This window comes from Shewanella sp. ECSMB14102 (assembly GCF_000813075.1).
Lineage (GTDB): Bacteria > Pseudomonadota > Gammaproteobacteria > Enterobacterales > Shewanellaceae > Shewanella > Shewanella indica.
Window position 1 is genome coordinate 109,931 of sequence record NZ_JWGX01000005.1, and the last position, 26,421, is coordinate 136,351.

At 51.6% G+C, this 26,421-nt stretch carries 28 protein-coding genes and 1 tRNA gene; 13 read left to right on the forward strand and 16 right to left on the reverse strand.

Annotated elements, in window-relative coordinates:
• Nucleotides 1-8: 8 nt before the first annotated feature.
• Nucleotides 9-335, reverse strand: coding sequence for a DUF3144 domain-containing protein (locus RC73_RS02375; RefSeq protein ID WP_039033128.1), 327 nt, complete (start codon nt 333-335; stop codon nt 9-11).
• A 332-nt stretch (nt 336-667) separates the two neighbouring features.
• Here RC73_RS02375 and ung point away from each other — a divergent pair, with 332 nt between their 5' ends.
• The 6 genes from ung to RC73_RS02405 all read left to right on the forward strand — a co-directional run bounded on the left by ung (nt 668) and on the right by RC73_RS02405 (nt 7,548).
• Complete coding sequence (ung, locus tag RC73_RS02380) at nt 668-1,336, forward strand: uracil-DNA glycosylase (protein WP_039033129.1); 669 nt, start codon at nt 668-670, stop codon at nt 1,334-1,336.
• Between the two features lie 483 nt (nt 1,337-1,819).
• The gene (locus RC73_RS02385; protein WP_144361567.1) at nt 1,820-2,845 is read left to right on the forward strand and encodes an ABC transporter substrate-binding protein; all 1,026 of its coding nucleotides are present in this window, start codon (nt 1,820-1,822) and stop codon (nt 2,843-2,845) included.
• A complete protein-coding gene (locus RC73_RS02390; RefSeq protein WP_039033130.1) occupies nt 2,842-3,849 on the forward strand; it encodes a FecCD family ABC transporter permease in 1,008 nt (335 codons plus the stop codon). Before RC73_RS02385 ends, RC73_RS02390 begins: the two co-directional genes overlap by 4 nt.
• Nucleotides 3,846-4,586 (forward strand): ABC transporter ATP-binding protein, encoded by a 741-nt coding sequence (locus tag RC73_RS02395; RefSeq protein ID WP_039033131.1) that lies wholly within the window; start codon nt 3,846-3,848, stop codon nt 4,584-4,586. Before RC73_RS02390 ends, RC73_RS02395 begins: the two co-directional genes overlap by 4 nt.
• Nucleotides 4,587-4,626: 40 nt before the next feature.
• On the forward strand, nt 4,627-5,436 hold the full coding sequence (locus RC73_RS02400) for a class I SAM-dependent methyltransferase (RefSeq protein WP_039033132.1): 810 nt from the start codon (nt 4,627-4,629) through the stop codon (nt 5,434-5,436).
• A 108-nt stretch (nt 5,437-5,544) separates the two neighbouring features.
• The gene (locus RC73_RS02405; RefSeq protein ID WP_082014223.1) at nt 5,545-7,548 is read left to right on the forward strand and encodes a TonB-dependent receptor plug domain-containing protein; all 2,004 of its coding nucleotides are present in this window, start codon (nt 5,545-5,547) and stop codon (nt 7,546-7,548) included.
• A gap of 82 nt (nt 7,549-7,630) precedes the next feature.
• Here the strand turns inward: RC73_RS02405 and RC73_RS02410 are convergent, their stop codons facing one another.
• Nucleotides 7,631-8,191 carry a PepSY-associated TM helix domain-containing protein gene (locus RC73_RS02410; RefSeq protein ID WP_082014224.1) on the reverse strand — a complete coding sequence of 187 codons (561 nt, stop codon included), beginning with the start codon at nt 8,189-8,191 and terminating at the stop codon, nt 7,631-7,633.
• Entirely contained in the window at nt 8,181-8,651 is a 471-nt protein-coding gene (locus RC73_RS02415) for a DUF4920 domain-containing protein (protein ID WP_039033133.1), read from the reverse strand. The genes RC73_RS02410 and RC73_RS02415 overlap by 11 nt, the downstream gene beginning before the upstream one ends.
• 281 nt (nt 8,652-8,932) lie before the next feature.
• On the opposite strand from RC73_RS02415, the gene folM reads away from it, so the two are divergent.
• Nucleotides 8,933-9,640 (forward strand): dihydromonapterin reductase, encoded by a 708-nt coding sequence (gene folM / locus RC73_RS02420; RefSeq protein WP_200887981.1) that lies wholly within the window; start codon nt 8,933-8,935, stop codon nt 9,638-9,640.
• A 1-nt stretch (nt 9,641) separates the two neighbouring features.
• Here folM and RC73_RS02425 read toward each other — a convergent pair whose 3' ends face one another.
• From RC73_RS02425 to RC73_RS02440, 4 genes are all read right to left on the reverse strand, one after another.
• Entirely contained in the window at nt 9,642-10,529 is an 888-nt protein-coding gene (locus RC73_RS02425; protein WP_039033135.1) for a universal stress protein, read from the reverse strand.
• A gap of 124 nt (nt 10,530-10,653) precedes the next feature.
• Nucleotides 10,654-11,628 carry a LysR family transcriptional regulator gene (locus RC73_RS02430; protein ID WP_039033136.1) on the reverse strand — a complete coding sequence of 325 codons (975 nt, stop codon included), beginning with the start codon at nt 11,626-11,628 and terminating at the stop codon, nt 10,654-10,656.
• A gap of 153 nt (nt 11,629-11,781) precedes the next feature.
• Nucleotides 11,782-12,540, reverse strand: coding sequence for an outer membrane protein OmpK (locus RC73_RS02435; RefSeq protein WP_039033137.1), 759 nt, complete (start codon nt 12,538-12,540; stop codon nt 11,782-11,784).
• 43 nt (nt 12,541-12,583) lie between these two features.
• Nucleotides 12,584-14,362, reverse strand: a complete 1,779-nt coding sequence (locus tag RC73_RS02440) for an aryl-sulfate sulfotransferase (RefSeq protein WP_039033138.1) — start codon at nt 14,360-14,362, stop codon at nt 12,584-12,586.
• Nucleotides 14,363-14,894: 532 nt separating this feature from the next.
• On the opposite strand from RC73_RS02440, the gene RC73_RS02445 reads away from it, so the two are divergent.
• A complete protein-coding gene (locus RC73_RS02445; RefSeq protein ID WP_234501210.1) occupies nt 14,895-15,317 on the forward strand; it encodes a DsbA family protein in 423 nt (140 codons plus the stop codon).
• Between the two features lie 11 nt (nt 15,318-15,328).
• Complete coding sequence (locus RC73_RS02450) at nt 15,329-15,931, forward strand: disulfide bond formation protein B (RefSeq protein ID WP_039033197.1); 603 nt, start codon at nt 15,329-15,331, stop codon at nt 15,929-15,931.
• 66 nt (nt 15,932-15,997) lie between these two features.
• Here RC73_RS02450 and RC73_RS02455 read toward each other — a convergent pair whose 3' ends face one another.
• Nucleotides 15,998-16,417 carry a VOC family protein gene (locus tag RC73_RS02455; RefSeq protein ID WP_039033140.1) on the reverse strand — a complete coding sequence of 140 codons (420 nt, stop codon included), beginning with the start codon at nt 16,415-16,417 and terminating at the stop codon, nt 15,998-16,000.
• A 51-nt stretch (nt 16,418-16,468) separates the two neighbouring features.
• Nucleotides 16,469-17,071: an NADPH-dependent FMN reductase gene (locus RC73_RS02460; RefSeq protein WP_039033141.1), complete on the reverse strand. Its 603-nt coding sequence runs from the start codon at nt 17,069-17,071 to the stop codon at nt 16,469-16,471.
• Between the two features lie 139 nt (nt 17,072-17,210).
• On the opposite strand from RC73_RS02460, the gene RC73_RS02465 reads away from it, so the two are divergent.
• Together RC73_RS02465 and RC73_RS02470 are read left to right on the forward strand one after the other, a co-directional pair.
• Nucleotides 17,211-17,849 (forward strand): helix-turn-helix transcriptional regulator, encoded by a 639-nt coding sequence (locus RC73_RS02465; protein WP_039033142.1) that lies wholly within the window; start codon nt 17,211-17,213, stop codon nt 17,847-17,849.
• The gene (locus RC73_RS02470; RefSeq protein WP_039033143.1) at nt 17,839-18,552 is read left to right on the forward strand and encodes a 16S rRNA pseudouridine(516) synthase; all 714 of its coding nucleotides are present in this window, start codon (nt 17,839-17,841) and stop codon (nt 18,550-18,552) included. The genes RC73_RS02465 and RC73_RS02470 overlap by 11 nt, the downstream gene beginning before the upstream one ends.
• 15 nt (nt 18,553-18,567) lie before the next feature.
• Here RC73_RS02470 and RC73_RS21410 read toward each other — a convergent pair whose 3' ends face one another.
• A complete protein-coding gene (locus RC73_RS21410) occupies nt 18,568-19,650 on the reverse strand; it encodes a methyl-accepting chemotaxis protein (RefSeq protein WP_039033144.1) in 1,083 nt (360 codons plus the stop codon).
• A 136-nt stretch (nt 19,651-19,786) separates the two neighbouring features.
• Nucleotides 19,787-21,322 carry an MFS transporter gene (locus RC73_RS02480; RefSeq protein WP_039033145.1) on the reverse strand — a complete coding sequence of 512 codons (1,536 nt, stop codon included), beginning with the start codon at nt 21,320-21,322 and terminating at the stop codon, nt 19,787-19,789.
• A 336-nt stretch (nt 21,323-21,658) separates the two neighbouring features.
• Between RC73_RS02480 and RC73_RS02485 the strand changes: the two genes are divergently transcribed.
• Nucleotides 21,659-21,916, forward strand: a complete 258-nt coding sequence (locus RC73_RS02485; protein ID WP_039033146.1) for a putative hemolysin — start codon at nt 21,659-21,661, stop codon at nt 21,914-21,916.
• 24 nt (nt 21,917-21,940) lie between these two features.
• Here the strand turns inward: RC73_RS02485 and RC73_RS02490 are convergent, their stop codons facing one another.
• Both RC73_RS02490 and trpS read right to left on the reverse strand, forming a co-directional pair.
• Nucleotides 21,941-22,354: an acyloxyacyl hydrolase gene (locus RC73_RS02490; protein WP_039033147.1), complete on the reverse strand. Its 414-nt coding sequence runs from the start codon at nt 22,352-22,354 to the stop codon at nt 21,941-21,943.
• A 156-nt stretch (nt 22,355-22,510) separates the two neighbouring features.
• The gene (trpS, locus tag RC73_RS02495) at nt 22,511-23,512 is read right to left on the reverse strand and encodes a tryptophan--tRNA ligase (RefSeq protein WP_039033148.1); all 1,002 of its coding nucleotides are present in this window, start codon (nt 23,510-23,512) and stop codon (nt 22,511-22,513) included.
• A gap of 374 nt (nt 23,513-23,886) precedes the next feature.
• Here trpS and RC73_RS19775 point away from each other — a divergent pair, with 374 nt between their 5' ends.
• Complete coding sequence (locus RC73_RS19775) at nt 23,887-24,447, forward strand: HupE/UreJ family protein (protein ID WP_160289555.1); 561 nt, start codon at nt 23,887-23,889, stop codon at nt 24,445-24,447.
• A gap of 74 nt (nt 24,448-24,521) precedes the next feature.
• On the opposite strand, the gene RC73_RS02505 is transcribed toward RC73_RS19775, so the two are convergent.
• The 3 genes from RC73_RS02505 to RC73_RS02515 all read right to left on the reverse strand — a co-directional run bounded on the left by RC73_RS02505 (nt 24,522) and on the right by RC73_RS02515 (nt 26,381).
• Nucleotides 24,522-24,598 (reverse strand) — tRNA-Pro (locus tag RC73_RS02505).
• Between the two features lie 112 nt (nt 24,599-24,710).
• Nucleotides 24,711-25,163, reverse strand: a complete 453-nt coding sequence (locus tag RC73_RS02510; RefSeq protein WP_039033149.1) for a SufE family protein — start codon at nt 25,161-25,163, stop codon at nt 24,711-24,713.
• Nucleotides 25,164-25,166: 3 nt separating this feature from the next.
• The gene (locus RC73_RS02515) at nt 25,167-26,381 is read right to left on the reverse strand and encodes an aminotransferase class V-fold PLP-dependent enzyme (protein ID WP_039033150.1); all 1,215 of its coding nucleotides are present in this window, start codon (nt 26,379-26,381) and stop codon (nt 25,167-25,169) included.
• Nucleotides 26,382-26,421: the final 40 nt, after the last annotated feature.

A 26,421-nucleotide genomic window follows, 5' to 3' on the forward strand; every position in this document is an offset into this window, starting at 1 on the left:
AACGGAGCCTAGATCTTGAATTGCTGCACGGCACTATCGGCCGCTTCGGTAGTTTCTTCGTTGTTGACTACTGGAGGGTTGGCAATGTGATCTTCCAGGTTGTCATCCAACATGTCGCGATATTCGGCGGTAAACCACTCCAGGGCATTGGCTTTTTCGGCGCCCAGATCGGCAGACTTGATCGAGGCTTCAAAGGCGTTGAAGCGGGCGGCAGCAAATCTCAGAGCGGTGCCAACCTTGCCGACGTCGCCTTCTTGCTGGGTCAGTTCATTGGCGAGGGCGATAAACTGATCTGCTAACTGGAATATGGTGGTTTGGTTGTTGGCATCTGACATATTATATTCGCTCTTGCTAAGCCAAAGATTGAGGGCCGATTCTAACCTAAAAAGACGCTATGCCAAGGAAAAAAATGAACGATTGAGATCTGAGTCCCCGCGCCTTGGGGCAAAGTTCTTGGCATTTGGGTAAAAAGTGGCTCCAACCGTTGCGGCAGTTGCTGTCACTCAAGTCTGTGTCCGTGGGGTATCTTGGCTTACACTTCAAAAGGTTGGCTTGCAAAATTGACTCGGGTTCCTTCGAATACAGGCCTCAGAGTCTATGCTCGGCGCTTGTATCCCGCAGTCGGCACTCTTAAGCTATGGCCTCTTTTACGCAGAGGATTATCACCATGGCGCTTTCCGCTGACTGGCAGGCATTTATCGCCGCCGAACAACAGGTCCCTTATTTTCAGCAACTCAGTGAGTTTGTCGCCGCAGAGCGCGCCGCCGGCAAGGCCATCTTTCCTCCTGAAAACGAGGTGTTCAGTGCCTTTGAACTGACACCGCTGGACAAGGTGAGAGTGGTGCTTATCGGTCAGGATCCTTACCATGGCCCAGGGCAAGCCCATGGCCTGTGTTTCTCGGTCAAACCCGGGGTGAAGGCGCCACCTTCGCTGGTCAATATGTACAAAGAACTGGCGACTGACATCCCGGGATTCACAATCCCGGATCACGGCCATCTTGTAAACTGGGCCAAACAAGGGGTCTTGATGCTCAACACTGTGCTGACAGTGGAACAGGGCAAGGCGCACTCCCATGCCAAAGCGGGCTGGGAAACCTTCACCGACAGGGCACTGCAGCTGCTGGATCAGCGTGAAGAACCGATTATTTTTGTCCTTTGGGGCAGTCATGCCATTAAGAAAGGCAAGCTTATCAAGGCGCCGCAGCACAAGATCTTAAGCGGCCCGCATCCTTCACCTCTTTCTGCCTATCGCGGTTTCTTTGGTTGTGGCCATTTCTCGGCCATCAATCAGCAACTCAAGCAGTGGCAGCAAGCGGAAATAGACTGGCAGGTATAGGACGTATCCCCAGACTCCCTCTTGATTCTGTAAACTTTGAACTGCGCCGCGCAGGCCAGCAGTGCCGGACTATTTCATCAAGGTACGCTAGTGTGCCGACATAAATTATATGCTGCGCCGGAGCGGCGACTGAGGTCTGCACGCTCCTGACCCATAATGCTCAACCAGCCCCGAATGCATCTATGGGAACATAGGATGAAGCCACAGATCTGCCTTTATAATTCCTGAGCAGCAAGACCATTATTTGATTGTGTTATTGACTGGTTCGAGAAAGGAGCCGGTGCGGATACCCTTGTCTATGTTTGCCAGATAACTATCTGCCTTTTAAGTTATTTCTTCCACGCGCTTGTATAGCGTTTTTAAGTGTTCGCTGTTGCAAATCTTTTAATTGTGATCTCCATCCATTGCCAAAGTGGGTGGATAAAGGTAATTTTCAGCGCTGTATATTTTTGTATATATCGATTGGCGGTGAGGATAACAAGATTGGATAGAAGGAGTGTTATTAAGGGCGGCTTAAGTCTAGGCTTGTTGGCCTTTTTGCCCATGCTGGCCAATGGAACTGAGTTGACCCCAAATGGGCAATTGTCGCTGCCACAGGCTAAAGATATCAAGCGGGTGGTCAGTGCCGGCGGGCCGGCTGATCTGCTGTTGCTGGCCTTGAGTCCGGAAAAACTGCTCGGCTACGCCCATCTCAAGCCGGCTTTGTTACAACAGCATGGATTTGCTCCGAGTCTGTGGCAAAAGCCCAGACTGGGCCGTTTGGTGGGCCGCAATGCCAGTCTTTCGTTGGAAAAGCTGATGACTCTGGATGCCGATCTTGTTGTTGACTATGGCAACCTCAGCCAAAACTACCAGTCGATGGCACAAAAGGTGGAACGCATCAGCGGCGTGCCGTTTTTGCTGCTCGATGGCTCACTCGCAGGTACTCCGGCACAGCTGAGAAAATTGGGGCAGGTATTGGGAGTCAACGAGCGAGCCGATTTTGTTGCCAAGCGTACGGCAGAAATACTCAGTGATGCCAGAGAGTTTGGCCGCAGTTTGGGGGAGCCGCTCTCTTTTTACTTCGGCCGCGGGGCGACAGGGCTTGAAACCGGAGTTACAGGTTCCATTCATACCGAAGCCATAGAGCAGCTTGGGCTTAAGAATGTCGCCAAGGCCGGTGACTACCGCGGCTTGGCCAAAGTCTCTTTGGAGCAATTAATGGCCTGGGAGCCTGAGCTAATCATAAGTCAGGATCCCGCCTTTATCCGCCATATTCGTCAAGACCCGGTCTGGGGCACGCTGGCGGCTGTGCGTAATCAGCGGGTCTATTGGTTGCCGAACAAGCCCTTTGGTTGGATTGACTCACCGCCGGGAATAAACCGGTTGCTGGGCATGAGTTATCTTAGACTGCTTTTATCCGGCGCTGATGAGCAGGCCAAGCAAGCATTGGTTAAGGATTTCTACCGCGATTTTTACCACAGTGAGCTGAGTGGAGAGCAGGCTGCCAATCTGCTGCGCTCCGCATGAACGACAGAATTAAATACCCACTGGCGGCCGGGATCTGTCTCGGTATTCTCTGTTTTGCTGCGGCCAGTGGCCAGTATCCGCTTAGCCTGGTGCAGCAGGGCCAAGCGCTATGGCATGCTATCGGCGGCGATGTGGCCGTCCTGGACAGCAAGAGTATCAGTGTCTTTTGGCATTTGCGGCTGCCCAGAATTTTGGCGGCGCTTATGATAGGAGCCGGTCTGGCCGCCAGCGGCGCCGCCTATCAGGGGATGTTCCGTAACCCTCTGGTATCACCTGATATTCTGGGCGTTTCCGCCGGGGCTGGCCTGGGGGCTGTTCTGGGCATCTACCTGGACTTACCGGTTTACAACATCCAGCTGTTTGCCTTTCTCGGCGGTTTGCTGGTGGTGGCTCTGGTTTGTCTGCTGGCGCGGCTCAGTCGTCAGGGCGATCCAGTATTGTCTTTGGTTCTGGTGGGCATAGCTATTGGCGCCTTGTGTGGCGCCGGTATTTCATTGATGAAATTATTGGCCGATCCCTACAGTCAGTTACCTTCCATTACTTTCTGGCTGATGGGCGGGTTGTCGGATATTACGCTGGCAGACCTCAAGTCCAGCTTGCTGCCCATGTTGCTGGGCTTGGTACCGTTAATGCTGCTGCGCTGGCGTATGAATCTGTTAAGCCTGGCCGACGATGAGGCCAGCAGTCTTGGGCTTAATATAGCGAAAACCCGGCTGATATTTATTTTGGCGGCTACTTTGCTGACTGCGGCGGCGGTATCCATCGCCGGTATCATAGGTTGGCTTGGGCTGGTGGTGCCGCATATAGCCCGCCTGCTGGTGGGCGCCGATTTCAGACGCTTGTTGCCCATGTCCATGCTACTGGGTGCCTTTATGTTGCTGCTGACCGACACTCTGGCGCGCACTCTGGCGCCAATCGAGTTGCCGCTGGGGATTTTAACCGCGTGTATCGGCGCGCCTTTCTTTATGTTTTTACTGTTAAGAGGCGGAGGTCGGGGCCAATGATCGCCAGCATGCAAGGCGTCACAGTGGGCTATGCCGGTAAGCCTTTGCTGGCAAATGTAGAGCTTTGTTTGCCGGAAGCTGAAATCGTCTGTTTGCTCGGCTGTAATGGCAGCGGCAAGACCAGCTTATTGAAAACGCTGCTTGGCTTGCTGCAACCACTGGCCGGTGAGATAAAGATAGCCGGCAGGCAAATTCATCAATGGTCGCAGCGCGAGCTGGCACAGCAGATGGCCTATGTGCCGCAGGCGCAGTTGAGCCGTTTTTCATTTCGGGTGTTGGAAATGGTGCTCATGGGCTGCCAGTCGCGACTGGGGCCGTTTGCCGTGCCCGGCGCCAATGAGCAGAAGCGGGCGTTGGCGGCTTTGAAGCAGTTGGATATAGCTCACTTGGCCGATTGCGCCATGGATCAGATAAGCGGCGGCGAACGACAACTGGTATTGATTGCCAGGGCCCTATTGCAATCGCCAAGACTGCTGGTGATGGATGAACCGGCCGCCAGCCTGGATTTCGGCAATCAAATCAAGTTGCTGGCTCAGGTTAAACGACTCAAGCAGCAGGGAATCGCAGTATTGATGTCGACTCACCATCCACGTCATGCCGAGCTGTTGGCCGATAGCGTGGCCTTGGTGGAACCCGGTCATGGCCTGAGACAAGGCGCAGTGGCCGGGCAGTTGCAAGTATCAGGACTGGCGCAGCTCTATGGCGTCAGTGAATCTGCGATTGCCGAGCACCTTTGAGGTGTTGACGGGAGCGCTAAATTTTAAGCAAGGTGATTTCATGATAATAGAAGAGCTGGACTTTGCCGCCATGTACCGCGAGCACCTGCAAAGGGCTGAACGTAGCCACAAGAGTGCCGAACATTGGGACAAGCGCGCGGAAAAGATGGCCGAAAACTGCGCCAGACCCAAGGACAGTTACTTGGAGGGCTTTTTCAAGCTGATGGACTTGAGTGATTGCGACACGCTTTTGGATATGGGCTGTGGCCCTGGCTCAGTGTGTCTGGGGTTGGCCGACAAGATGCAGGCCGTCTATGGCCTGGATTACAGCAGCGGCATGTTGGAAGTGGCCAAACGCCGCGCCGATGCGGAAGGTTTGAGCAATGTCACTCTGATTAAGAGAGCCTGGGAAGATGATTGGAGTGATATCCCCGTGTGTGATATCGCAGTAGCGTCGCGCTCGACTCTGGTGGGCTGCCTCAAGAGTGCCCTGGAAAAGCTCAATCGTCAGGCCCGCAAAAGGGTTTATACCACACATACAGTCAGCTCAACCTTTATCGACCCCGCCATTATTCAAGCCATAGGTCGTAAGGTGGTGACTCTGCCTAACTATCTGTATGCGGTGAATATTTTGCAGCAGATGGGTATTAAGCCCAAGGTGGACTTCATCGAGTCCAGTGGTTGCATGAACCAGGCTGAGAGTTACGCTCAGTTTGAAGACAACGTTGCCTGGTCGCTGGGGCCGCTGGATGAACCCGAAAAACTGCGGTTGCAAGAGTATTATCAGCGTCATAAGCAACAGGACAAACCGCTGCGAACCGGCGATCGCAGCTGGGCCATGGTCTATTGGGATGCGACTCCCCTGTCCTGAGTCAGAGTCTGATTAGTTATTGCCCGGACTCGCACCGAGCTCCGGGTATTTTTTTAATTATCGATATATAGAGATTTATATATCGATTGGATGTTGAAGGTCTGTAGTATGAAACCAAAGCACTATTACTCTATTCTGCCGCTGATGCTGGCTTCTCCGTTGGCGCTTGCCGATGGCAGCGTGGCTGAACCTGAGAGTAAAAACGAAACCAAAATAGAAAGGATCAGTGTCTGGGGCAGCCCGATTGCTGCCAATCAGGACAGTGTCAATCAAGACACCATCAAGATGCTGAATAAGCAGAACGTGGCAGAGGCGCTGAATATTATTCCCGGGGTTAGCCTGCAAAAATCCGGTCGTCGTAACGAGGTACAGGTTAAGGTTCGGGGTTTTGATAGTAGGCAGGTACCGCTGTTTTTTGATGGAGTCCCGATTTACATCCCCTATGACGGTAATCTGGACTTGGGGCGTTTTTTGGCGTCGGATCTGGCCTCGGTGGAAGTCTCCAAGGGGTATGCTTCTTTGCTGCAGGGACCGAATATGATGGGCGGTGCCATCAACCTGACGACCCGCAGACCCAAGAAGAGCTTTGAAGCACAACTGAGCGCTTCTCAAGGTTGGGCCCGTGGAGAGGACAACGGTTATAGCCTGGATGCCAGCCTGGCCGGCAGTAATGATTGGGGCTTTATCCAATTGAGCGGCAATAAGCTGGACAAAGACTTTGTTGGCCTGTCCCACGATAACGACAACCCGATCGCCGGCAGTGACGGCAAACGCGCCAACTCGGCATACAGCGATAGCCGCGGCACCGCCAAATTGGGGCTGACTCCCAATGAAACAGACGAGTACATTTTTACTTATATCCGCCAGGAAGGGGAAAAGAACAGTCCGCCTTATGCCGGCACTGAAGCTGATATTCGCCCTACCTATTGGCAGTGGCCGCAGTACGACAAACAGAGCTTTTACTACAGCGGCTATACAGAGTTCACCCCCGGGGTTGTGCTGCACAGTCGCCTCTATCGCGATGAATTTGAAAACACCCTGAGGATATACAAGAGCCTGAAAAACCTGCAGCAACAAAAAGGCCCCTACAGTCATTATGACGATGCCAGCAATGGTGCCGGTCTGCAGCTCAGTATCGATATGCGCAAAGACGATATCTTGTCGTTTGCCGCTCACTGGAAGGAAGATCTGCACAAGGAACAGGGGGAGCCAGGGGGGGAGTTTGACAAGTACAAGGACAGAACCCTGTCGGCGGCAGTGGAGTATCAATGGGCCCTGAGAGAGAACCTGGATCTGGTTGGGGGCATCAGCTTTGACTCCCGCAAGAGCCTTGAAGGCTACAAACATGAAAAGGATGGCAGCCTGACCCGCTATGAAGACAACTCGCAGCATGCTTTCAATTGGCAAGTGATGGCCCGTTATGAGTTGGATAACCTGGATACACTGCAACTGTCTCTATCCCAGCGCAGTCGCTTTCCGACATTGAAAGAACGCTACACCACTTTCAGGCCCGCCTATGGCCAAACTGCCATAGTCAACCCGCATTTGGAGCCTGAGCGGGCGACTAACCTGGAACTCAGTTATCAGACAACTCTGGCCGCTAACTGGCAACTGGACAGCAGTGTCTATTATAACCGGGTGTCCGATGCGATTTTGACCCATAACATCACCCCGACGCTTATCCAAAACCGCAACAGCGGCAGGGTAGATTACAGCGGGCTGGATCTGGGGCTTTATGGCGATCTCAGCGATTGGGCCAGTGTAGGCCTGAGCTACAGCTATATTCACGCCGATGTTGAGGATGAACAGCTTGATGTTACCGGCCTGCCGGATCATCAACTCTTTGCCTGGGTTAAGCTGACCCCGCTGGATAAGCTGGACATCATCCTGAGTCAGGAAGCTCGCAGCGACAGCCTCAGCAGCTCCAGAGGCACTCAGGTAGCCAGTGGCTTTGGCGTGACCGGCATTCGCTTCGATTACCGTCTCTGGCAGGGGCTGAGTGTTAATGCCTCGGTCAATAATCTGTTTGACCGCAACTACGCCTACAGTGAGGGCTTCCCCGAGGAGGGACGTAACTATTGGCTGGGAGTGGAATACCGTTTCGGTCGTTAAGCTCTTCAAGGGGACAGAAAACGGAAGAACCCGGCTATGACCGGGTTCTTTGTTATCTGCTAGCGTTTTTGCTCAAAGAGCGTTAGCGCAGCAGAATAAACAGCAATGGCAGTAGGATACCTGTGAGTGTCAGCCAGGTCTTGCGGCTTTTCATCACGTTACTGCTACGCAACATCACTAGCGCAGATAATGCCAAAAACAGCAGCATGGCGGCATAGATGTCGGCAATCCAAGTCCAGGCGTCACGGGCATGGTTGAGGTGCAGATAGTTGAGCGCCTGCAACAATGGCCTGTTGTTTACCATCTCGGCCGAGACACTGCCGGATACCAGGTTGGCGCTCAGCAGGCTGCCGTCTTTGAGAAATAGTTGGTACTCTGTGGCGCTGGCGCGGTAACCGCTGCGGATATTATCCTGCAGCGAAAAGTGCCTGCTCAACAGGCTTTGAATGTCATTATTACCCAGTGAAGGACTCAGCCCTTCGACACGGCTTTCGCTTTGGGTTATCTGATAGTTGGGGTTCCAATCATTGATATGATTGACGGCAATTCCCGAAATGGCATACACCAGAGTCATGCCTATGCACAGATACCCTATGTCTCTGTGTAATAAACGTATCCTTTTGCGCAGCTTATTATTCAGCATCACGGATCTCGACCCCGTATGGATGCAACTGATAGAAAGTCACGGCTTGAGTAATAGACTCGGGATCGAAAGGTTTGTTGTGTTGCAGGGCCTGATGTCCGAGATAAGCGCGGGTTTGTTCGAGATCCAGCTCAATTGCCTCTAAAGCTCCGGTAGCATAGGCTTTTTGCCCTCTGGCACTGATGGGAAAGACCATCTCACCGTCACGAACCTTGATTCTCAAACGATCAAAGCTGTCGTCGGTTGCCAGCTCCATCCAGCAGCCTCGCTTACTGCACACTGAGACTATGGTGCCTTCCACTGTGAGTTCCTTACCCAGATAGTCATTCGGCGATGCCATCAATGTGGAAATGGGCACTAAGATATTCAGATCGACCGCTTTGCCAAACAGGCTGTTGGCACTGTAGGCCAGAGGGGAAATAAACAGGGCTACCAATAAGATTAACTGATTGAGACGCATGGGAGTGACCTTTGTAGTTGAATTTTTAATTGATAATACTGGGTATTTGTATGGCGATACTGTTGAAGCGAGCACAGGTGTAGCAGTATTTATGGCTTTGAAATTCAAATATGCGAGCGAGTTGGCACTTTGCCGATTAGTCAAGGTTATCTGTTTATTTTCATAGGGTTTCCAATATGTTCAGATTAGCATCTGCGCCCAGGTTAGAGCACTGTCCGAGACTGGTCAGAGTGCGGCCTAACGTGAAACAATAGTGTGACTGACACATGAAAGGAAAATACATGCAGCCTATTTTGATCACCGGCATAGGAAAGCGTCTGGGACTGGCAATGGCCAAGGACTTGATGGCTCAGGGCTACCCACTTATCGGCACTTATCGCAGCCACTATGCTGCTATCGACGATCTCAAGGCAGCGGGCGCTGAGCTGTATCGAGTGGATCTTTTGCAAAATAGCGAGATCAAAGCCTTTATTGCCGAGGTAAAAAGCAAGCATGAGTCTCTGCGGGCAATCATTCACAACGCCTCGGATTGGATGCCGGAGCGGCCTGACATAGATGCCGCAGAGGTTTTTGACAGCATGATGCAGATCCACGCCTCCGTGCCCTATCAGTTGAATCTGGCACTGGCGCCGCTACTGCAGACAGATGAGATAGGCAGCCGAGATATCATCCACATCAGCGATTATGTGGCGCAGAAGGGCAGTAAGAAGCACATAGCCTATGCCGCCAGTAAGGCGGCGCTGGATAATTTAACCCTGTCATTTGCCGCCAAGCTGGCGCCGGGTGTCAAGGTCAACGGCATAGCACCGGCACTGATGCTGTTCAATGAGCAGGATGACACGGCCTACCGGCAAAAGGCGCTTGCCAAGGCATTATTGCCTAAAGAGGGCGGCGAGCAGGAGATGCTGACCGCGGTGAAGTATCTGATGACCAGCCGCTATATAACGGGCCGCACTCTATCACTTGATGGTGGGCGGCCGCTGAAGTGATTTAATGCAGCAAGGGGCAACTGGGTTTTAACGCCAGTACATCGCAGCGCAGTTGATTGAGCATCTGCTCTGAGGCGTGGCCGTTGAGTTCACTCAACAAGCCCCTGTGCTCTGCTGCCCCCATGATAACTATGTTGCTGTGCCATTTTTGAGCGGCTTCCGGTACTACATGATCTGGCATGCCGCTGGCCAGATGCAACTGTTCGTCACTCAAAGCCAAAGGCCTGGCAACCTGTCGCAGTTTATGCCATTGATTGTCTTTCAGTGAGCGACAGCCGGGTAATAGGTTATCGAAGGCCATGCTGATGTCGGCTTCCTGATAGCAATTGAGCAGATGTAATTTTTGTTTAAGTAATCCGGCAAATTCATTGGCTTGTTGCAACAACCTGTGATTGAAATGGGCATGATCTTCCGTGTCTTCATCCAGCTCCAAAGCCGCCAGCAACGACCCTTGTTGTTCCCAGGGAGAGTCGCTGACAAACATCACCGGCAGGGGAACTCGTTGCAGCAGTTGCCAGTCATAGGTATGGCCCAACTCACACTGCAGGGCTGAGTAACTGTGATGTTCTACCAACAGCAGATCGTAATGTGCTTGTTTGAGCTCAATAAGAATGGCGGTAGGCAGATCTTTGGCCTGACATTGCTTCACGCAAAGGTTCAACTCTCTCGATGGATAATGGGGGCGTTTTTCCCTTAGATGGGAAACCAAGGGCTGGGGATGTACTTTTTGCTGTAACCACTGACCAATACCCTGATACTGGGGGGTTTTGACTCTGAGCAGTGTGAGCTCGGCATGGCTGGCATTGGCCAGTTGCACAGCCTTTCTCAGGGCCAGTTTTCCTCTATTGCTGTCGTCTGAAACGGCCAGCAGGCGTGTAAAGACACTCATGACGCTATCCTCGAAGCCAAGTCTAATCTTGGCTTCGTATAAGTCTAGCTATACCAGGCTGCGCCATCAGATCCTTTTGCTCTTGAAACGCCTGTCAATAGTGGCTTTTGCTCTGTTTGGTTGCTTAGACTTGGTTGCAGATCAGTGACTCCAGCAGCTGATATTTACGGCAGGCAAAATGACGGAATGATTCGCTGATAAAGCTGATTAACCAGTCGGACTCCACTGAGCCGTAGCGAGCGGAAGAGATATACAGTTTATAAATAAACTCGACATCGGATAGACTGCTTGGTGCTTCCAGTACACAAAGCTCAGTACCTATTTCTTCCAGAGGGAAAGCCAGTGCCGAGGTATACACCAGGGCGTTACTGCTCTTGAGGACTTCGATTATCTCACTGATGCTGCTAATTTTAGCTCTGATCTTGAAGTGTGGAAATTTGAGCTTCATGGTCTTTTCGATCAGGGATTGACCATAAGAGTTGAAACCGCACAAGTCGTGCAATACCACGGGGAAATCCAGTAGATCCTTTAGATCAATATGTCCTTTCTTCGCCAGGTAATGATCATGACGCATAAAGAAATACCTGCAACAGGGTAGCAGATCTACCTTGTAGAGAGAACTGAGCGAGGTTTGGTTAACGTGAATGCCAAAGTTGATAGAGCCGGTGAGAATTTCATCAAAACTATTTTGATTCCAACTGCGGGTACAAAGTATCATTCTAGGAGCGATTTGATTGGCTTGTTCTATTAACTCTGGAAACCAGTTGCAGATAGTATTATCGGCCGCAAGCCAGACTTCCTTATCGATATTCATAGGCGAAAAGTCACAACTGTTTAGCAGATCATCTTCAATTCTTAATATAATATCCTGAACAGTGCTTTTAATTTTGTTGCACTTTTCTGTTGGGGTGAAGCCGTACTTTGTTCTGACAAACATTTCGTCATTAAATATCTGTCTTATTTTTTTTATATGATAGCTGATTCCAGATTGAGTCAACCCTAATTCTTGAGCAGCAATACTGGCATTTCCATGCTCCAGGATAAGCCTTATTAGCTGAAGGTGAATTAGTGATAAATTGTTTATGTCGGCTTTATTCATGGTCGGCTCCCCTTTTTATACAAGATAGTATATAAAATGGAGATTTACTGTGACCCGCGTCCATCAAGAGTGATATGTATTTTAACATTGCCAAAGGTAATAATGTGATCCTTATTACCTTTGGCATACTTTTTGTGTTATTTATTTGTTTTTTTAAAATTGATATCCTAACTCGAATAACAGTTCTCCTCCATGATGAATTGAACCTCCCCAAGCATCTCGATACTTATATGCCAATGAAGCTGAGGCTTGAGGTAGGAGTTGATAATCCAACCCCAAAATTGCTTGATAACCAGAATCCCGATAAAGGAAAGTTGTTACTTGTTCATCACTGCGATCAAATTGGGTTTCAAAGTAAAATTTACCCAGTAATTCCTGAGTTATAGGATATGCTATCTGCACCACTGCGGCATAACCACTGCTGCCATTAAAGTCTTGCTTAGAGGCATCCATATCGCCCCAGGCGTAATGGGCGCCAATCGCCATGGTTCCTTTAAGCTTCTGCCACTGAATGTCGTAAGACAAGCCGTAGTAGAAGTTTTCTTCGGTACGGTGTTTATTGTTGGCCGTAAAAGACTGCAGCCAAAGGTTAAAGGAACTATCTCCCAGATTGTAGTCCAGCTTTAGCCAGGACTTGACGGTAGCGCCGGCCTTTTCGCCTTGCTGATTGTCGTTGTCGTCCAGGGGATTTTCCAATGTCAGCCAAGCCGCAAAATCGCCCCAACTGGCGCGGGTAGTGTTGGTAAAGCTGAGGTAACTCTGACTATAGAGATTAGGGTTGTTGTCCTTGACATCCAACAGGTGTTCATAGCCGACTTTGATGCCATTTTGTTGTTGGAATACCTCTGCTTGGGCCGTGGGGATCAGCAGCAACAAGGGCAATAGCCGCAGTAATGAAGTCCTTACTAACATAGTGTTACCTTAGGCCGGGAAGCTCCCGGCCGTTAGAGTCAAATCAACGTCCGAACATCTTCGCCGGTTCAATAAACAGGCCACGATAATGGGGCTGGCCAGCCTTGTCGGAGAGAACGTCGATTTCCAGTTTCACTTCCTTGGTGCGGTAATCAATCTCATTGAATTTGCCTGTGACTCTGCCGGGCTCAAACAGATTGATAGAGCCACCAAAACCAAAGATGGTGTTGTGGTCGGCAACGTATTCCACGTTGGAGGTGATAGGGCTATACCACTCGTAGCCCCGTTCTTTACCGTATTCCCAGATTTGCTGCACTGTCATATTGTTTTCGTCGATTTTATATTCCACAAAGCGACTGTATTTCTGGGTGGGTAAAGCGGGTTGGGTATAGTGGCGACCATCACCGTTATCAAACACAGTTAAGGTGCCTTTGCTGCTCAGCCAGGCTGTGTGCTGGGTATAGGTGAAGTCAAAGTCGCCTTGGCAATCACCTTGCTCAGAGCAAGCAATGGCCTTGCCTTTGGCATCGACGGGCTTAAGGAGCTTTTTGGCCAGTTCTCCCTTCCAGCCTATGCTGGGGGTGAGGATCCATTTGACCTGTTTATCGCGGGTGATCTTCACTACCCCTTGGTGGCGCAGCGACAGAATGATGCCGTCATCTTTGGGGTCGTAGGAAATGGAGTTGACGTGGGCCCAGTTACGACCTGCGGCTATACCTGGAATATCGCCATAGGGAGCATCTATCTTCATTTCACCGGCGGCTTGACCGGCATGGTCGAGATCCACGTTGACGCAAACAGCGCCCATATCCAAGGCCTTGAGCAAGGCATCACGGTAGGGATCGAGAATCTTATTGAGATCCCAGACATCAACCAAATTCCCCTGTTGGTCTACCTCGAGGATATGGTCCCTGACGGTATGCACCTTGTCCCCTTGTGGGTTGACATAGTTGGTCTTGGCGCCCCTGAGTAATAGGTTGCCATTGGGCATGGTTATGCTTTCATGGGACAGGTCCTGATAGCCCCTTGGGATCTTGAAGTCGACTATCTTACCCATCAAGTCCAGATATCCGAAATGTTGACCTTGGACAAAGCTCAGATTACCGCGGCCATCCTTTCTCAATCCCATCAGATAGCCGCGCTTGTTTACGTCGATATCACGGCCATTATAGGTGGCATCCTGATCCAACCACCAACGTGTTTCACCTTGTGTATCAATGATATAAGTAAGAGGGGCCATGTCGAATGTCATGGCGCCCAATGCTGGGGTCGACTCGAAAATACCGGCATCCTTACTCTTGACTCCGGACCAGTGCAGATCTGAACCTTGGAATACCATGGTATGAGAGTTCACCATTAACAGTCTGTCTTTAAAGTTTTTATCGACTTTCTTGACCTTTACTTCCTGCATCGAAGTAATATTACGGTTATCTATGTACTTGTTCTCGAGTGCACTGGTGAGAATTTCATATTTATCGCTATATTTTTTACCATCTAGAGTGAAGTTAACACTGACCTGATTCTTATAATCGGCATACAGACCGAAAATAGGAATACCGTCATGTCTGTTAATAGTTTTGGGACCGACCGGATAGGAAATACTGACTCCATTCTTACCTTTTCCGGCCACGGTAACGCTAACATTGGACACTCGCTTGCTACCCAAATCGACTAAGGCAGTGAGTGGCGAATTACCATAGGGGTTGACAATAATCCCTCCTAAGTTTCCAGCTGGCGGTGCTGGGTAAAAACCAGCAGCAGAGACAGAGGCTGATAAACCAATACCTAATACCACAGCCAATGAAGTGAGTGACTTTTTCATATCATCATCCTTTGTTTTTAATAGACGCTTATTAATTAAGTTGAACGGAGGAATTTAATTTGAGGCCATAGTCACATTTGGCGTTTTTAATGTTTGGTTAATGTTTTGTTTGTGCTCTTGTTTAAGTCTTGACTTATAACTTCAAAAAAATTGATTTACCTTATTGGTTTGTTTGTAATCCATTATTTTTTGAAATCCATATTGGTTTATTTGAATTCTGTTGTTTATTTTGTTGTTACTCACAGTGTTATTAATTATCTGGAGTGGCTTGTTGTGATTGGTTTTTATATTGGCATTATGGGGTTGAATCTGATTGATGGATAAGAGGTCGAAAATGAAATTTATTAAAAAATTTGTAGTGGGTGCTTTTCTACTGGGAAGCTGCAATGTAATGGCATTGGATTTGGAAGAAGGAAACCATTATCAAGTTTTACCGGAAAATGTTCAGTTTCAGGCTAATAAACAGGTAACCAAAATTTTTTCTGTCAACTGCCCGTTCTGCTACAAGTATGAGAAGTCTGTTGTTCCCGGAATGGTTGGAAATTTGCCTTCCGGCGTGGATTACGATGCTTATCATATTTCCAGTAAATCGCCTTTTGGTGCCGAAGCCTCTGAGGTCTTAGCGGTGGCCAAGGTGTTAAGTGAAGACAAATATAAAGCTGCCAAAATGGCTTTATATGCCAGGATCCACGATAAGAAGGCCAAGTTTACCAGTGGTGATGAGCTCATCCGTTTTGGCCTGAGTCAGGCTGGGATCTCGCAAGAAGAGTTCAACCGTCTCAAGGGAACCCCTGAAGTGAAACAACTCTTGGCCAAGTGGGACCAAGGGATTGCCATCGCTAAAATCCAGGGGATCCCGGCGCTGGTGGTCAATGGCAAGTATTTGATCAATACCAAGTCGATTCGCAGTATGCCTATGCTGGACGAAATGATCCTTGAATTGTCCAAGAAGTGAGGATAATGCAGATGAATCTTGTTAGCCGTTTGTTTGGGGAGTTTAAGCAGGCTCCTTTATCAACCTTGGGCCGCTGGCAGGCTCAGAGAGGTGTGTGGTTGCTGATGGCCGGAGCTGCGCTGTTTCTGTTGTTGTCGGCAATGGGGTATTTCCAGTGGTTTTTGGCCATGGATCCCTGTGAGCTCTGTGTTTATATTCGTTTTAGTCAGTGCTGTATCTTGATTGCCGGTATTGCCATGGCGATTAAGCCTTCCAGTCAATGGCTCAAGGTCTTGGGATTGGCGCTGGCTTGGTATGGTGTGATCCAGGGGATGCTCTGGTCAGTTGAGCTGCAACAGATACATGCAGCTGCGCACATGCTGGATGGTGGCGATATCTTTGCTACTGGTGGCGGTGGTGCCGCTTGTTCAACCGAACCGCATTTCCCCTTGGGGTTACCGTTGCATGAATGGTTACCCTATGAGTTTGCGCCGACAGGGGGCTGTGGAGAAGATGATTGGTCACTGCTGGGAATGAATATGGCTGATTATTGCATCATAGCCTACAGCATTTTCAGCCTCGCGCTGGGTGCCGTCACCCTGGGCTGGTTATACAGTCTGTTTGCCAAGAAGTGAATCAAGGCGGCTCCCCCACCCAGTGAGCGAAGGCGAGGGAGCCTGTAAGGCTATTTATGACTGCCCTTAGCTAGGGCGATTGCGCTGTTTTGGCAGATCGCTCAGGTACTGGACAAACTCCACTTCAAACCCGGCCGGGTCGATAAAGTACACATTGCGGCGCCAGGGCTCGTCAGCACCGTCTTTATCTATGCTATAGCCTGCGTCCTGCAGGCGCTTGATCACCCCGTCAATGTCTGCTGTGACAAAGGCGAAGTGGGCCAGCCCGGGTTGATGACCGCTCAAGTCGCGGTTATTGCCTTCGCCATTATCGCTGAAAGCCAGGTATTGATAGTCATCACCGAAGTGGAGCCATTTTCGTGGCTTGCCATACCAGCTTCCTTCTCCTTGGCAGCGGATCTGCCAGTGAGGAAAGGCGGCGCGGTAAAAATCCAGGGTCTTGGGGAGGTCAGCGACCACCAGGTTCAGATGTTCCAGTTGTATCATTTGCGTTCTCCTTGGTATTTGCCCTTTTTCCTTCTTATTCGGGCCTTTTGTTTACATGCCGTAGCAATATTCCTGTTGTTTGGGAAAGGGGGCGTCCCTGTGGGCAAAACGTATCTGTGCCAGTGCTGCTGCATACTGGGCCAACATATGCAGGCTGTAGCCGATCCTTTCTCTTAATCTGGCATCGCGGATGCTGTCGCATTCGGGGTTGAGCATTTTCTCGACATCGCGGACGATCAAATGATCCGGCACCGCCACCAGTTTGTTGTTTTTCATGGCGTTCATTCTCAATTCACTGATGGGATAGGCGCCGCTTATGCCTGAGACAACTGCAACCAGCAGCACAGGCTTATGGGCCGTATGTTGGCTGTCACACATCAGCAGAAAGTTCTTCAACAAAGGTGTCGCCATGCCGCCCCATTCCGGAGTGATAAGCACCAGAGCATCGGCTGCTGTCACCTTGGCTTCTATCCGTTGCCAGTCGGCGCCCTTGTGTTGTTGTTCACCATCCCAGAAGGGAAGATTGAAACCGCAGAGCTCCAAATGCTCCGCCTCTGCGAGCTGCTTGGTCTTTATTTCCCGGGTGATGAATTCTGCGACCTTGGCACTCTGGGATTGGAAACGTTGGCTGGCGCTGACGACTAGGTATTTCATGTTAAGTAAACCTTTTTGTTTATTTATTGTTTTATAAGGTATGTGCTTTACTTAATAATGTAAAGATAAAATAAACAAAAAAGTTTATTTATTCTGGATGCGGCGTCCTGATCCGGGCATAATCAGCGCTGGAGGTGCCATGAAGACCACAGACAAGATAGTCGACATTCTCAAGTTGAACGGAGCCCAGACGGCCCAGAGCCTGGCCGCTGAGCTGGGGCTGACCAGTATGGGGGTGCGTCAACATCTGCAAGCCCTTGAAGCCGAGGGGCTGGTGCGGACAGAAGATAGAGCCGAAGGCCGCGGCAGGCCTGCGCGTTATTGGACGTTGACCGAGCAAAGTCGCTCGCTGTTTGCCGACCGTCACGATGAGCTGAGTCTGCAACTGATAACTTCAGTGCGTCAGGTCTTTGGTGATGAGGGCTTGGATAAACTCATCAGTCACAGGGAGCAGCAGAGCCTCGAGAGCTATTCGAGCCAGATGGCCGCTGCCGCTTCCCTGGCCGACAAGCTGGAATGCCTGGCCGAGATCCGAAGCCGTGAAGGCTATATGGCGCAGATTGAAGCGGACAGTACCGGCTTTTGGCTGTTGGAAAACCATTGCCCCATTTGTGCGGCGGCCACGAGTTGCCAGAACTTTTGTCGCTCTGAGTTGGCGCTGTTCCGGCAGTTGCTGGGGCCCGAAGTGGAGATCAGTCGCCGCGAACACATTCTGGATGGTTCACGTCGCTGTGCTTATCGGATTGAAGCTAAAGGCGCCTTAAACGATGCGCAGTAAGAGGGGACGACTGGACAGGTTTCTTGCCGGGCAGCTGAATATTCCCCGCAAACAGGTCAGGCAATTGCTTGCCGATGGCCGGGTTTGGCTCGATGACGAGCAGGTGTTTGCCGCAGACAGGCTTATTCATGAGTTCAGTCATATTCGTCTCGATGGGCAATGGCTGCAGCGGCAAAACCCTGTCTATTGGATGCTGAACAAGCCTGCCGGAGTAGTGAGTGCCACCCAGGATCCCGAGCATAAAACCGTGCTCGACTGCCTGCCCCCGGCAGCATTGGTGCCGGGGCTGCATATCGCCGGCCGCCTGGATAAGCAGAGTACTGGACTGGTGCTGCTCAGTAATGATAGCCGCTGGACCCAGGCGTTGACCCTGCCTTCATCGAGTAAAGCCAAGCGTTATCGGGTGCGTCTGGCCAATCCGCTGGATGACACTTATATTGAGGCTTTCAGGCGCGGATTCTTCTTTGAGTTTGAAAACGTCATCACAGCGCCGGCCGAGCTGAAAATGTTGGCAAGCCATGAGGCCGAGGTGATACTCACGGAGGGCAAATATCACCAGATAAAACGCATGTTCGGCCGCTTTCGTAACCCTGTGCTGGCGCTGCATCGCAGTCAGATAGGTCAGATAGTGCTGGATGACTCTCTGGCCGAGGGCGAAGCCAGAGAGTTGACCCGGGAAGAGGTGGAATCGGTCGCTTACTGACGATTTTACTGACGGCTACTGAACTGCGGCGATAATGCTATCTATGGCAAGTACCACCTGCATACTGGCATCTTCCATCCGTTGCAGCGCCATTACCTGCTCTGTGGTGTCGCCGGCTGCGGCCTGTTCCAGCGCCAGGCGGCCACTTTCGTGCACCAATGCATGCGGCGCTTCCAACTCGCGGAACCCCGGGAGTGAGCTATAGAGGCTGGCGCCTTGTCCTTCGTAGTACCACTTACCCAAACGGCAGTCATGGTGGCTGTTTACCGGCTGATCAAAACACTGGTTTTGCAGCAGTTCATAGATATTCTGCTTCCATACCGCATGATCCAGCTTGGTGGTGTTGAGGAAAGACACTGTCGCGGCATGGCTGATCACCTGTTGCATCTGCGCCGATTGCGCCAATACCTGAGTGACCACTGTGTCTATCTGCACTGCCGAGCTGGCCACTTCATCGGCGCAGCCTTGGTTGTCATCTGTCAGGGTTCGTATGCTTTCTGACTGAGTGATGATCTGTTGCACCAACTGCTCTATCTGTTGGCTGGCGTCACTGGCCTTGGCCGCCAACTGCCGGACTTCATCGGCCACCACCGCAAAGCCGCGACCTGCCTCTCCGGCGCGGGCGGCTTCGATGGCGGCATTGAGTGCCAACAGGTTGGTCTGTGCCGAAATGCCCTGAATGGCGCTGACAAACTGGCTGATGCTTTGGGTACTGGTATCCAGTTGCGCCACTGTTCCCAGGCTATGCTGTGACTGTGAACTGAGCAGATGGGCTCGCTCTCCCAATCTGGTCACGGCGCTGCGGGTTTGCTCGAACAGGGCGTTGAGTTGCTCCAGTTTGCTTTGCTCCTCAAGCAGACGTCCGGCGTCTTCGGCCATGGCCTCGCGTACCGATTGCAACATGAGCCCGCCCTGGTTCTGGCAGGCCAACATGGCGGCGAAGTCGCGGTTTTGCGCCAGTGCCTGGTCCCTTTCCTTTTTAAGCTGCCCCAGTTGTAGCTGCAATTGCTCCAGTGTCGCCTGGTGCTGCTGGCTCTGTTCATCGAGCCGCTGTTTCAATGAATCTATCTGCCGGTGAAGATGATGGTTAAAAAGCATAAAACTTCCTTGGATACAAATAGTTGCATTCTATTTATGGCTATTTTAAGCATAGACTTTGGCCTGTTCCCTTGGCGGGATCAAGCTCTCATTTACAATCAATATAAAAAACGCCACCCTGAGGTGGCGTTTCCAATCAGGCTTGGGCCTGCTGCATTCTCAGCAGCCACTTACCGTAGATATAGATGCCGACGGCGGAAATGGTGCCTATGGCGCCTATGATGTACCAGGCCATGCCTATGTTGTGGCTCTGGTAGAGGATCTCAGTCAGCTCGCGGCCACTTTGGCCGGTGAACTCAACCAGTTTATGAAAGGCTTCCCCCTGCGGAATGGCAGCTACATCCTTCTGTGACATGCCCTTATCCAGCAGCATCTCACGGGAGAAGATCTCTTTGGAGGCAAAGATCTCATAGAGTTTGGGGCCGAAATAGCCTTCCAGGCCCCAGCCTATGCCCTGTGGCAACATCACAAAGCCGAGGTACATGGCCTTCTTGCCTTCGGGGGCGATATTGCCCATAAATTCGTTCTTCTTCGGGCTTATCATCATTTCGCCGAGGGAGAACATGGCGATAGCCAACACGATAAACCAGGCCGCATGGGTGGCACCGATCAACACAAAGGCAAATATAGACAGCAGACAGCCGGCCAGCATGGCGCTGGTGATACGGTACTTGGCGGTCAGAGCGGCTATCAGGAAGCAGCTGGTCATAATCAGACCCGCGTTGAGGTTGAGCATGCCTTCCGGCATGACCTTGGTACCTTCGTTGTTCAGCCCGAGCCAGAATTGCAGTATGCCGTTGCTGGTGCCTTCAGGGCCAAACAGGCTGGTGACAATCACGCTGGTATCCACCCATTCGGCAATATGAATAGGCAGCACGTCAAACAGGGAGTTGAATAGGAACCAGAAGCCGGAAAACACCAGCATATAGTAGATGACTACCGGCTTTTTCAGCTCGCTCCAGGCATCTTTCCAAAGCATCTCCTGCTTGAGTTCACCGGACTTGATCTTACGTTGCCGTTCCAGGCGTTGCTCTTTACCCGGCTCTTTGTACGTCAGCAGGAACAGGAAGTTGAGCGAGATAATGGCGGCGCAGGCGTAGAATACATTGTCCCAGGACAGCTGCCGCATATGCACCGCCACCAAGGGGCCAAGGAAGCCACCGATATTTACCACCTGATAGAAGATACCCCAGGCCATGGAGGTGTTGTTACGGTTGGTGGACAGCACCAGCGTTCCCTGGATGCCGGGCTTGAAGATGCCGGTACCGGCCGCCAGCAGCATGGCACCGAACAAAAAGCCCCAGAAGCTGGGGAAGAAGGCCATACAGAGGTAGCCACAGATCTTGATGATGGTTGAGGCAAAGATGGTCTCTTTGTAGCCGACCCTATCTGAGATCCCGCCGGTAAATACCGGCACAAAGGTCTGCAGCAAGGCCCAGGCTGAGATAATGATGCCGTAATCGCTGAGGCTGATACCTAGGCCGCCTTCGGAAGCCGGCGCCTTGGCATAGAGTCCGGCACTGGCCTTAACGCCGTAGTAGGCGATACGTTCAACCAGTTCCATACCGCCGACCAGCCAGAAGATATAGCTTAAACTGGCGATGGAGGCCCACATTCCCAGTTGCTTGACTTCGCGCAGGTCATTGCCTGCACAGGAGTTGGAGTCGCTCATACTCTTCCCTTGTCTGTATTATTATGTTTGTAGGTCTTTTATCAATTGCAGGCTAATGCCTTGTATCAAAAAAGGTGATAACCGCGACACTTTACCCGCTTTACTGTCAAACACCAAAAAACAAGCCTGATCAAATTGGAAAAATCATGTTCTGCCTGGCAAAAATTGCTGCTTACTTTTAACAATATTCATAACTTTCAAATCATTAACTTGGATAAGTGGCTCATTCGCTTGCAGACCTTGCTATCTCCTTGTAGCTTGGAGTTTGTTTGAGCTGATACTGGAAAGTCTGCGGTGGCAATTGGGCGCGCCCAAGGGACTGAGCAAGGAGCCAAGATGCGAGTATTAACTGTAATGATTGTGGGCACTGTGCTGCTGTTGGGGGGCTGCTCTGAAGAGGCGGCAAAAACCGGGTCCGAGAGTCTGAAAGATACTGTGGGAAGCCCTAATCCGGCAGCGGTATTTTGTGTCGAATCCGGCGGTAAGCTGGAGCTGGTTCAGGAACAAAAGGGCACTGTAGGCTATTGTCACCTGCCGGATGGCAGCATTGTGGAAGAGTGGGCCTATTTTCGGGCCAATCATCCGCTAAATTGATTGGCCCGATCCCCTAAAAGGGTGTTAGAAACGGTAGCTATAGGCCTGGTTGACAAAGTCGAGCCCTGGGTTGGGTTTGCTGAGGCCCGCATTGGAATAATGCAGGTAGGTGATGGAGCCTGTCTGTTTGCGCTCACGGCCAAATTTGAAGGCAAAGCCTATCCCGGCCTCCAGATAAAAGTCCAGCCATTGTCCCCTCATCAGCGGGTATTTCAATATGGGTGACATGGCCAGCAGATGATTGACATCATGCTGGTTATTTTCGCCGCATTCCCAAAAGTTGATACTGGCTTTCAGGGGCAGTTCAAAATTTCCACTGATAGGTTTCAGGGGATCCAGATACAGCTGATAAGCCAGTTTGCTACCCTTGGCCTGGCCTTCTTCATGGATATAGTTGATTGCCACACTTTGTTCGGCGGCGTTGGCATAGCTTGGCATGATACAGCACTGCAATAAACTGCCCAGTAAAAAACAGCCTGGCTGGATAGCGCTCGCAGTATCAAGGTTAGTATGAGTGCCAACAGGGGGAGTTGTTTCTGTGAGAGGCTCAGCCAAGTGCCGGGCTTATAGACCCTTGGCTGAGTGAACAATCGTTTAGCGAAACAGATTCAGTCCCATGGCGGCTTTGACATCTTGCAGTACGGCATCACTTATGGCTCTGGCTTCTTCCGTACCTTTTTGCAGTATCGCCAGCAGTTGCCCTTTGTCTGCCAGGGCTTGCCTGCGCCGCTCCCGCATGGGCGCGAGTAATTCCTGCAGGCAGTCGTTGAGTATCCTTTTGCACTTCATATCGCCGAGGCCGCCTCGGCGATAATGGGCCTTGAGCTCGGCTACCAAGGGCTTGTCCGGATGGAAGGCATCGAGATAGCTGAATACCGTGTTGCCCTCGACTCTACCCGGATCTTCTACTCTCAGATGGTTGGGATCCGTATACATGGAAAACACCGCTTGCTTGAGTTCATCACTGCTCATTCCCAGTTCTATGGTATTGCCAAGGGATTTGGACATCTTGGCTTTACCGTCGAGCCCCGGGAGGCGGCCTGTGTCACTGAGAATCGCCTGACACTCCTTGAGCACTTCGGCCCCCACCAGATTGTTGAAGCGACGGACGATTTCATTGCTTTGCTCCAGCATGGGCAACTGATCTTCACCCACAGGCACATGAGTGGCCCGAAAGGCGGTAATATCAGCGGTCTGACTGACGGGGTAGACCAGAAAACCCGCCGGTAGGCTGCGCTCAAAGCCTTTTTGCTGGATCTCCGCCTTGACTGTGGGATTGCGCTCAAGCCGGGCAACCGTCACCAAGTTCAAGTAGATACAGGTGAGTTCCGACAACGCCGGTAGTGCGCTTTGCAGGCAAAAACGTGTCTTGGCCGGATCCAACCCGGCCGCCAGGTAGTCGGCCATGACTTCGAGAATATTGTCGGTCACCTTGGCCGGGTTATGGCCGTTGTCGGTCAAAGCCTGATAGTCGGCGATCATTACGTTCTGATCGAATTCGTCCTGAACCTGGACTCTTTGCCTGAGCGAACCAACATAGTGGCCGATATGCAGTTTGCCTGTGGGTCTGTCGCCTGTGAGTATGATCTGTTTCATCTTGTTCTCCTTGAGATTGCCGGAGCCATAAGACGTACAGATACACAAAGGCCGCCTTATGGCGGCCCGGAAGATATGATTTTACCTATGTTTAATCCTGACGCCGCCGGTTTGGGCTGCGCCACCAAGTCTGTTGCATGAGCAATGAGTCGATTGGGGAATACATAGGATTAATCAAAAATACATTTAAAGACCCAAGGATAGTAAGTCCTGAGTCTGTGTTATGCAAGTCAATTAAAGTGAGGTTATTTGTCAGGAGTTTGTGCCAGGTCAAGCATTTTTTAACTGTAAGGTATAAGGTTAAAGCATAGTCACTCGGCAAGTGAGAGGTGCTTATGATGCGGTCCTTGTTTGCTGGCAGATCTTGGCTGTTCTTGGGTGTTGGCGCCAGTCTGCTGTTGTCGTTGGGGGTTGTGGGACGCTTTCCCGAGCAGGTGATGCAACTCAACCCACTGATGTTGTTGGCCAGTCTGCTGGTGGCCGTGGGCGTCGGTGTCTGGTCGGCGCAGCTTGGTGGTAAAGCCTTGTGGGCAGTACCTCTCTCCTTTGTGCTGGTGATGTTGGCCGGTACTTTGATGGCGCAAACCTCGGTGGCGCTTATCGTCAGTAAATCCTTTGTCCTCTTGTCCATGTTTGTGCTCGGCATGTTGATTGCCGGTAATATCTGTTTTGCCACCCATATCGCTGCGGCAATGGTTGGCATGTTGGCATTTGCTCATGGCTACACCCTGGGCAGCGCCAATCTGGGTGTAGCCGACTGGACCCTCAGTGGCTCCAACTTGTTCTTGGGCTATCTGGTGGGGATTGGCGCGACGGTGTTGATCCTCAGCATGGTAGGGGAGGTAACCTGTAAAGTGCTGGCTAAGAAACAGCTGCAATACGTGCTCGGCACTTGTCTGTTGCTGGCCGGCTTGATGATGGTTGTGGCAGTGTGACGGGGCAGAAACAACAAGGGCAAGTTCGATGAACCTGCCCTTGAGTCTTTATGCCGCTTGGATAGCGGTTTGATTGGTCGGAGCGACAAGATTCGAACTTGCGACCCCTGCCTCCCGAAGACAGCGCTCTACCGGGCTGAGCTACGCTCCGACTCTGGAACCAGATGGTAAGTGAAGCTTAATTGGAAAAATGCCAACCAGGCCGCAAAATTATTCTCCGATGTGAGCTTGACAGTTGAAGCGCTGAAAAAAGCATCATGGCATTACCCTCGGCTGAGCTCGATGATTCTGCTTATCAGGGCATAGAGGCCGTTGCTGCGTGATGGGCTCAGTTGCCCCTCCAAACCCAGTTGCTTGAGATAAGCCTTGGGCTCAAATTGCGCCAGGGTTTGGCTGTCGCTGTTATTCACAGCATGCAGCAACAGGGCGATCAGCCCCTTGACGATGCGGGCCTCGCTGTCGGCAATAAACAGATGCTTACCATCGATTTGACAGTAATAGAGCCAGGCGGCGCTTTCACAGCCGCGTACCCGGGCGGCTTCAGTTTGCAGCTCGGGTGGCAGGGCCGGTAACAGCTTGGCGCCTTGCATTAACTGGCGGTATCTGTCCTGCCAATTATTGGCCGAGGAGACGGCTTCAAATAAGTCGGCCAGTGGCGCCTGGGTTTGCTTGGCAAACTGGATAAAGTCGGCAGCAGTGAGTGTTTGCTCTGTCATGGTTCAGTATCCCAGTAGTTCGGCGCTTGCCTTCAGGGCATCGAGAAAACGTTTGATATCTTGCTCATCAGTGTAGATCCCCACAGAGGCCCGGCAGCAGCCCTTGATACCCATCAGCGACATCAGTGGCATGGCGCAATGATGGCCGCAGCGTACCGCTATGCCTTGTTGATCCAGCAGTATGCCTACATCCTGGTGATGCTCCCCCTTGAGATTAAAGGCCACGGCGCCCAGATTATCCCCGTGGGCGGCGTAAAGTTCGACCCCGGCAATGGCGGATAACCCCTGTTGCAGCTTGTTCAGCAGTTTTTGTTCGGCAAGCGCCAGGGCTTGTCTGTCCTGCTGTTCGAGAAAGGCGATGGCCTCTCCCAGACCTATGACCTCGGCGATCGGCGGGGTGCCGGCCTCGAGGCGGTTGGGCAAGTCGCCAAATGTACTGTCTTGGAAACTGACGGTTTTTATCATCTCACCGCCGGTCAGTAGTGGCTCCAGGGTGTCCAGCAATTCATAGCGGCCCCAGAGTACACCTATGCCGCTGGGGCCATACATCTTGTGGCCGGAAAAAGCATAAAAGTCGCACCCCAGTTGCTGCATGTCCAGCGGCAGGTGAGCAACGGCCTGGGCACCGTCCACCACACTGATGGCGCCGGCGGCGCGAATATCCTGACACAAGGCTTTTATGTCATTGACTGTACCCAATACATTGGAAACATGGCTGAGGGCCACCAATTTGGGCCTTTGCTGGAGCAGCAGGCCAAAGGCCGCCTTATTGAGGCGCAGATCTTTATCCAGTGGTATGGGTTCCAGCCTGGCACCACTGCGTTTGGCCAGTTGTTGCCAGGGCAGCAGATTGGCGTGATGAGCGCAGCTGTCGACCAGAATGAGGTCATCTCTGCCAAAGCGCTCGCCAAGGCCCCAGGCCAGCAGGTTGATGGCTTCGGTGGTGCCGTGGGTGAAGATGATCTCTTCCCGCCGGGCGGCATGGATAAAATCTTGCAAGGCATCACGCACAGCTTCGTAGGCCTGGGTCGCCCGGGCGGAAAGCTGATGGGCCGCTCTGTGCACATTGGCGCAATCTTCACGGTAGAAACGCGCCATAGCTTCCAGCACCCGCTGGGGTTTTTGGCTGGTGGCGGCCGTGTCGAGATAGACCAGGGGATAATCCCCCAACATCTGGGTGAGCGCGGGAAACTGGGCGCGCAATTGTGGAGTGCTCATTGCTGTGGATCTTCAATCAAAAGGGCGCACAGATCTTTAT

Bases quoted from the DNA above. Each gene is read 5' to 3' on its own strand.
- RC73_RS02465 (WP_039033142.1), top strand. From the start codon at position 17,211: ATGAAGACCACAGACAAGATAGTCGACATTCTCAAGTTGAACGGAGCC.
- RC73_RS02490 (WP_039033147.1), bottom strand. From the start codon at position 22,354: ATGCCAAGCTATGCCAACGCCGCCGAACAAAGTGTGGCAATCAACTAT.
- trpS (WP_039033148.1), bottom strand. From the start codon at position 23,512: ATGAAACAGATCATACTCACAGGCGACAGACCCACAGGCAAACTGCAT.
- RC73_RS02390 (WP_039033130.1), top strand. From the start codon at position 2,842: ATGAACGACAGAATTAAATACCCACTGGCGGCCGGGATCTGTCTCGGT.
- RC73_RS02480 (WP_039033145.1), bottom strand. From the start codon at position 21,322: ATGAGCGACTCCAACTCCTGTGCAGGCAATGACCTGCGCGAAGTCAAG.
- RC73_RS02455 (WP_039033140.1), bottom strand. From the start codon at position 16,417: ATGATACAACTGGAACATCTGAACCTGGTGGTCGCTGACCTCCCCAAG.
- RC73_RS02440 (WP_039033138.1), bottom strand. From the start codon at position 14,362: ATGAAAAAGTCACTCACTTCATTGGCTGTGGTATTAGGTATTGGTTTA.
- ung (WP_039033129.1), top strand. From the start codon at position 668: ATGGCGCTTTCCGCTGACTGGCAGGCATTTATCGCCGCCGAACAACAG.
- folM (WP_200887981.1), top strand. From the start codon at position 8,933: ATGCAGCCTATTTTGATCACCGGCATAGGAAAGCGTCTGGGACTGGCA.
- RC73_RS02410 (WP_082014224.1), bottom strand. From the start codon at position 8,191: ATGCTGAATAATAAGCTGCGCAAAAGGATACGTTTATTACACAGAGAC.
- RC73_RS02405 (WP_082014223.1), top strand. From the start codon at position 5,545: ATGAAACCAAAGCACTATTACTCTATTCTGCCGCTGATGCTGGCTTCT.
- RC73_RS02430 (WP_039033136.1), bottom strand. From the start codon at position 11,628: ATGAATAAAGCCGACATAAACAATTTATCACTAATTCACCTTCAGCTA.
- RC73_RS02460 (WP_039033141.1), bottom strand. From the start codon at position 17,071: ATGAAATACCTAGTCGTCAGCGCCAGCCAACGTTTCCAATCCCAGAGT.
- RC73_RS02425 (WP_039033135.1), bottom strand. From the start codon at position 10,529: ATGAGTGTCTTTACACGCCTGCTGGCCGTTTCAGACGACAGCAATAGA.
- RC73_RS02400 (WP_039033132.1), top strand. From the start codon at position 4,627: ATGATAATAGAAGAGCTGGACTTTGCCGCCATGTACCGCGAGCACCTG.
- RC73_RS02395 (WP_039033131.1), top strand. From the start codon at position 3,846: ATGATCGCCAGCATGCAAGGCGTCACAGTGGGCTATGCCGGTAAGCCT.
- RC73_RS02375 (WP_039033128.1), bottom strand. From the start codon at position 335: ATGTCAGATGCCAACAACCAAACCACCATATTCCAGTTAGCAGATCAG.
- RC73_RS02485 (WP_039033146.1), top strand. From the start codon at position 21,659: ATGCGAGTATTAACTGTAATGATTGTGGGCACTGTGCTGCTGTTGGGG.
- RC73_RS02415 (WP_039033133.1), bottom strand. From the start codon at position 8,651: ATGCGTCTCAATCAGTTAATCTTATTGGTAGCCCTGTTTATTTCCCCT.
- RC73_RS02450 (WP_039033197.1), top strand. From the start codon at position 15,329: ATGAATCTTGTTAGCCGTTTGTTTGGGGAGTTTAAGCAGGCTCCTTTA.
- RC73_RS02515 (WP_039033150.1), bottom strand. From the start codon at position 26,381: ATGAGCACTCCACAATTGCGCGCCCAGTTTCCCGCGCTCACCCAGATG.
- RC73_RS02435 (WP_039033137.1), bottom strand. From the start codon at position 12,540: ATGTTAGTAAGGACTTCATTACTGCGGCTATTGCCCTTGTTGCTGCTG.
- RC73_RS02445 (WP_234501210.1), top strand. From the start codon at position 14,895: ATGGTTGGAAATTTGCCTTCCGGCGTGGATTACGATGCTTATCATATT.
- RC73_RS02510 (WP_039033149.1), bottom strand. From the start codon at position 25,163: ATGACAGAGCAAACACTCACTGCTGCCGACTTTATCCAGTTTGCCAAG.
- RC73_RS02470 (WP_039033143.1), top strand. From the start codon at position 17,839: ATGCGCAGTAAGAGGGGACGACTGGACAGGTTTCTTGCCGGGCAGCTG.
- RC73_RS21410 (WP_039033144.1), bottom strand. From the start codon at position 19,650: ATGCTTTTTAACCATCATCTTCACCGGCAGATAGATTCATTGAAACAG.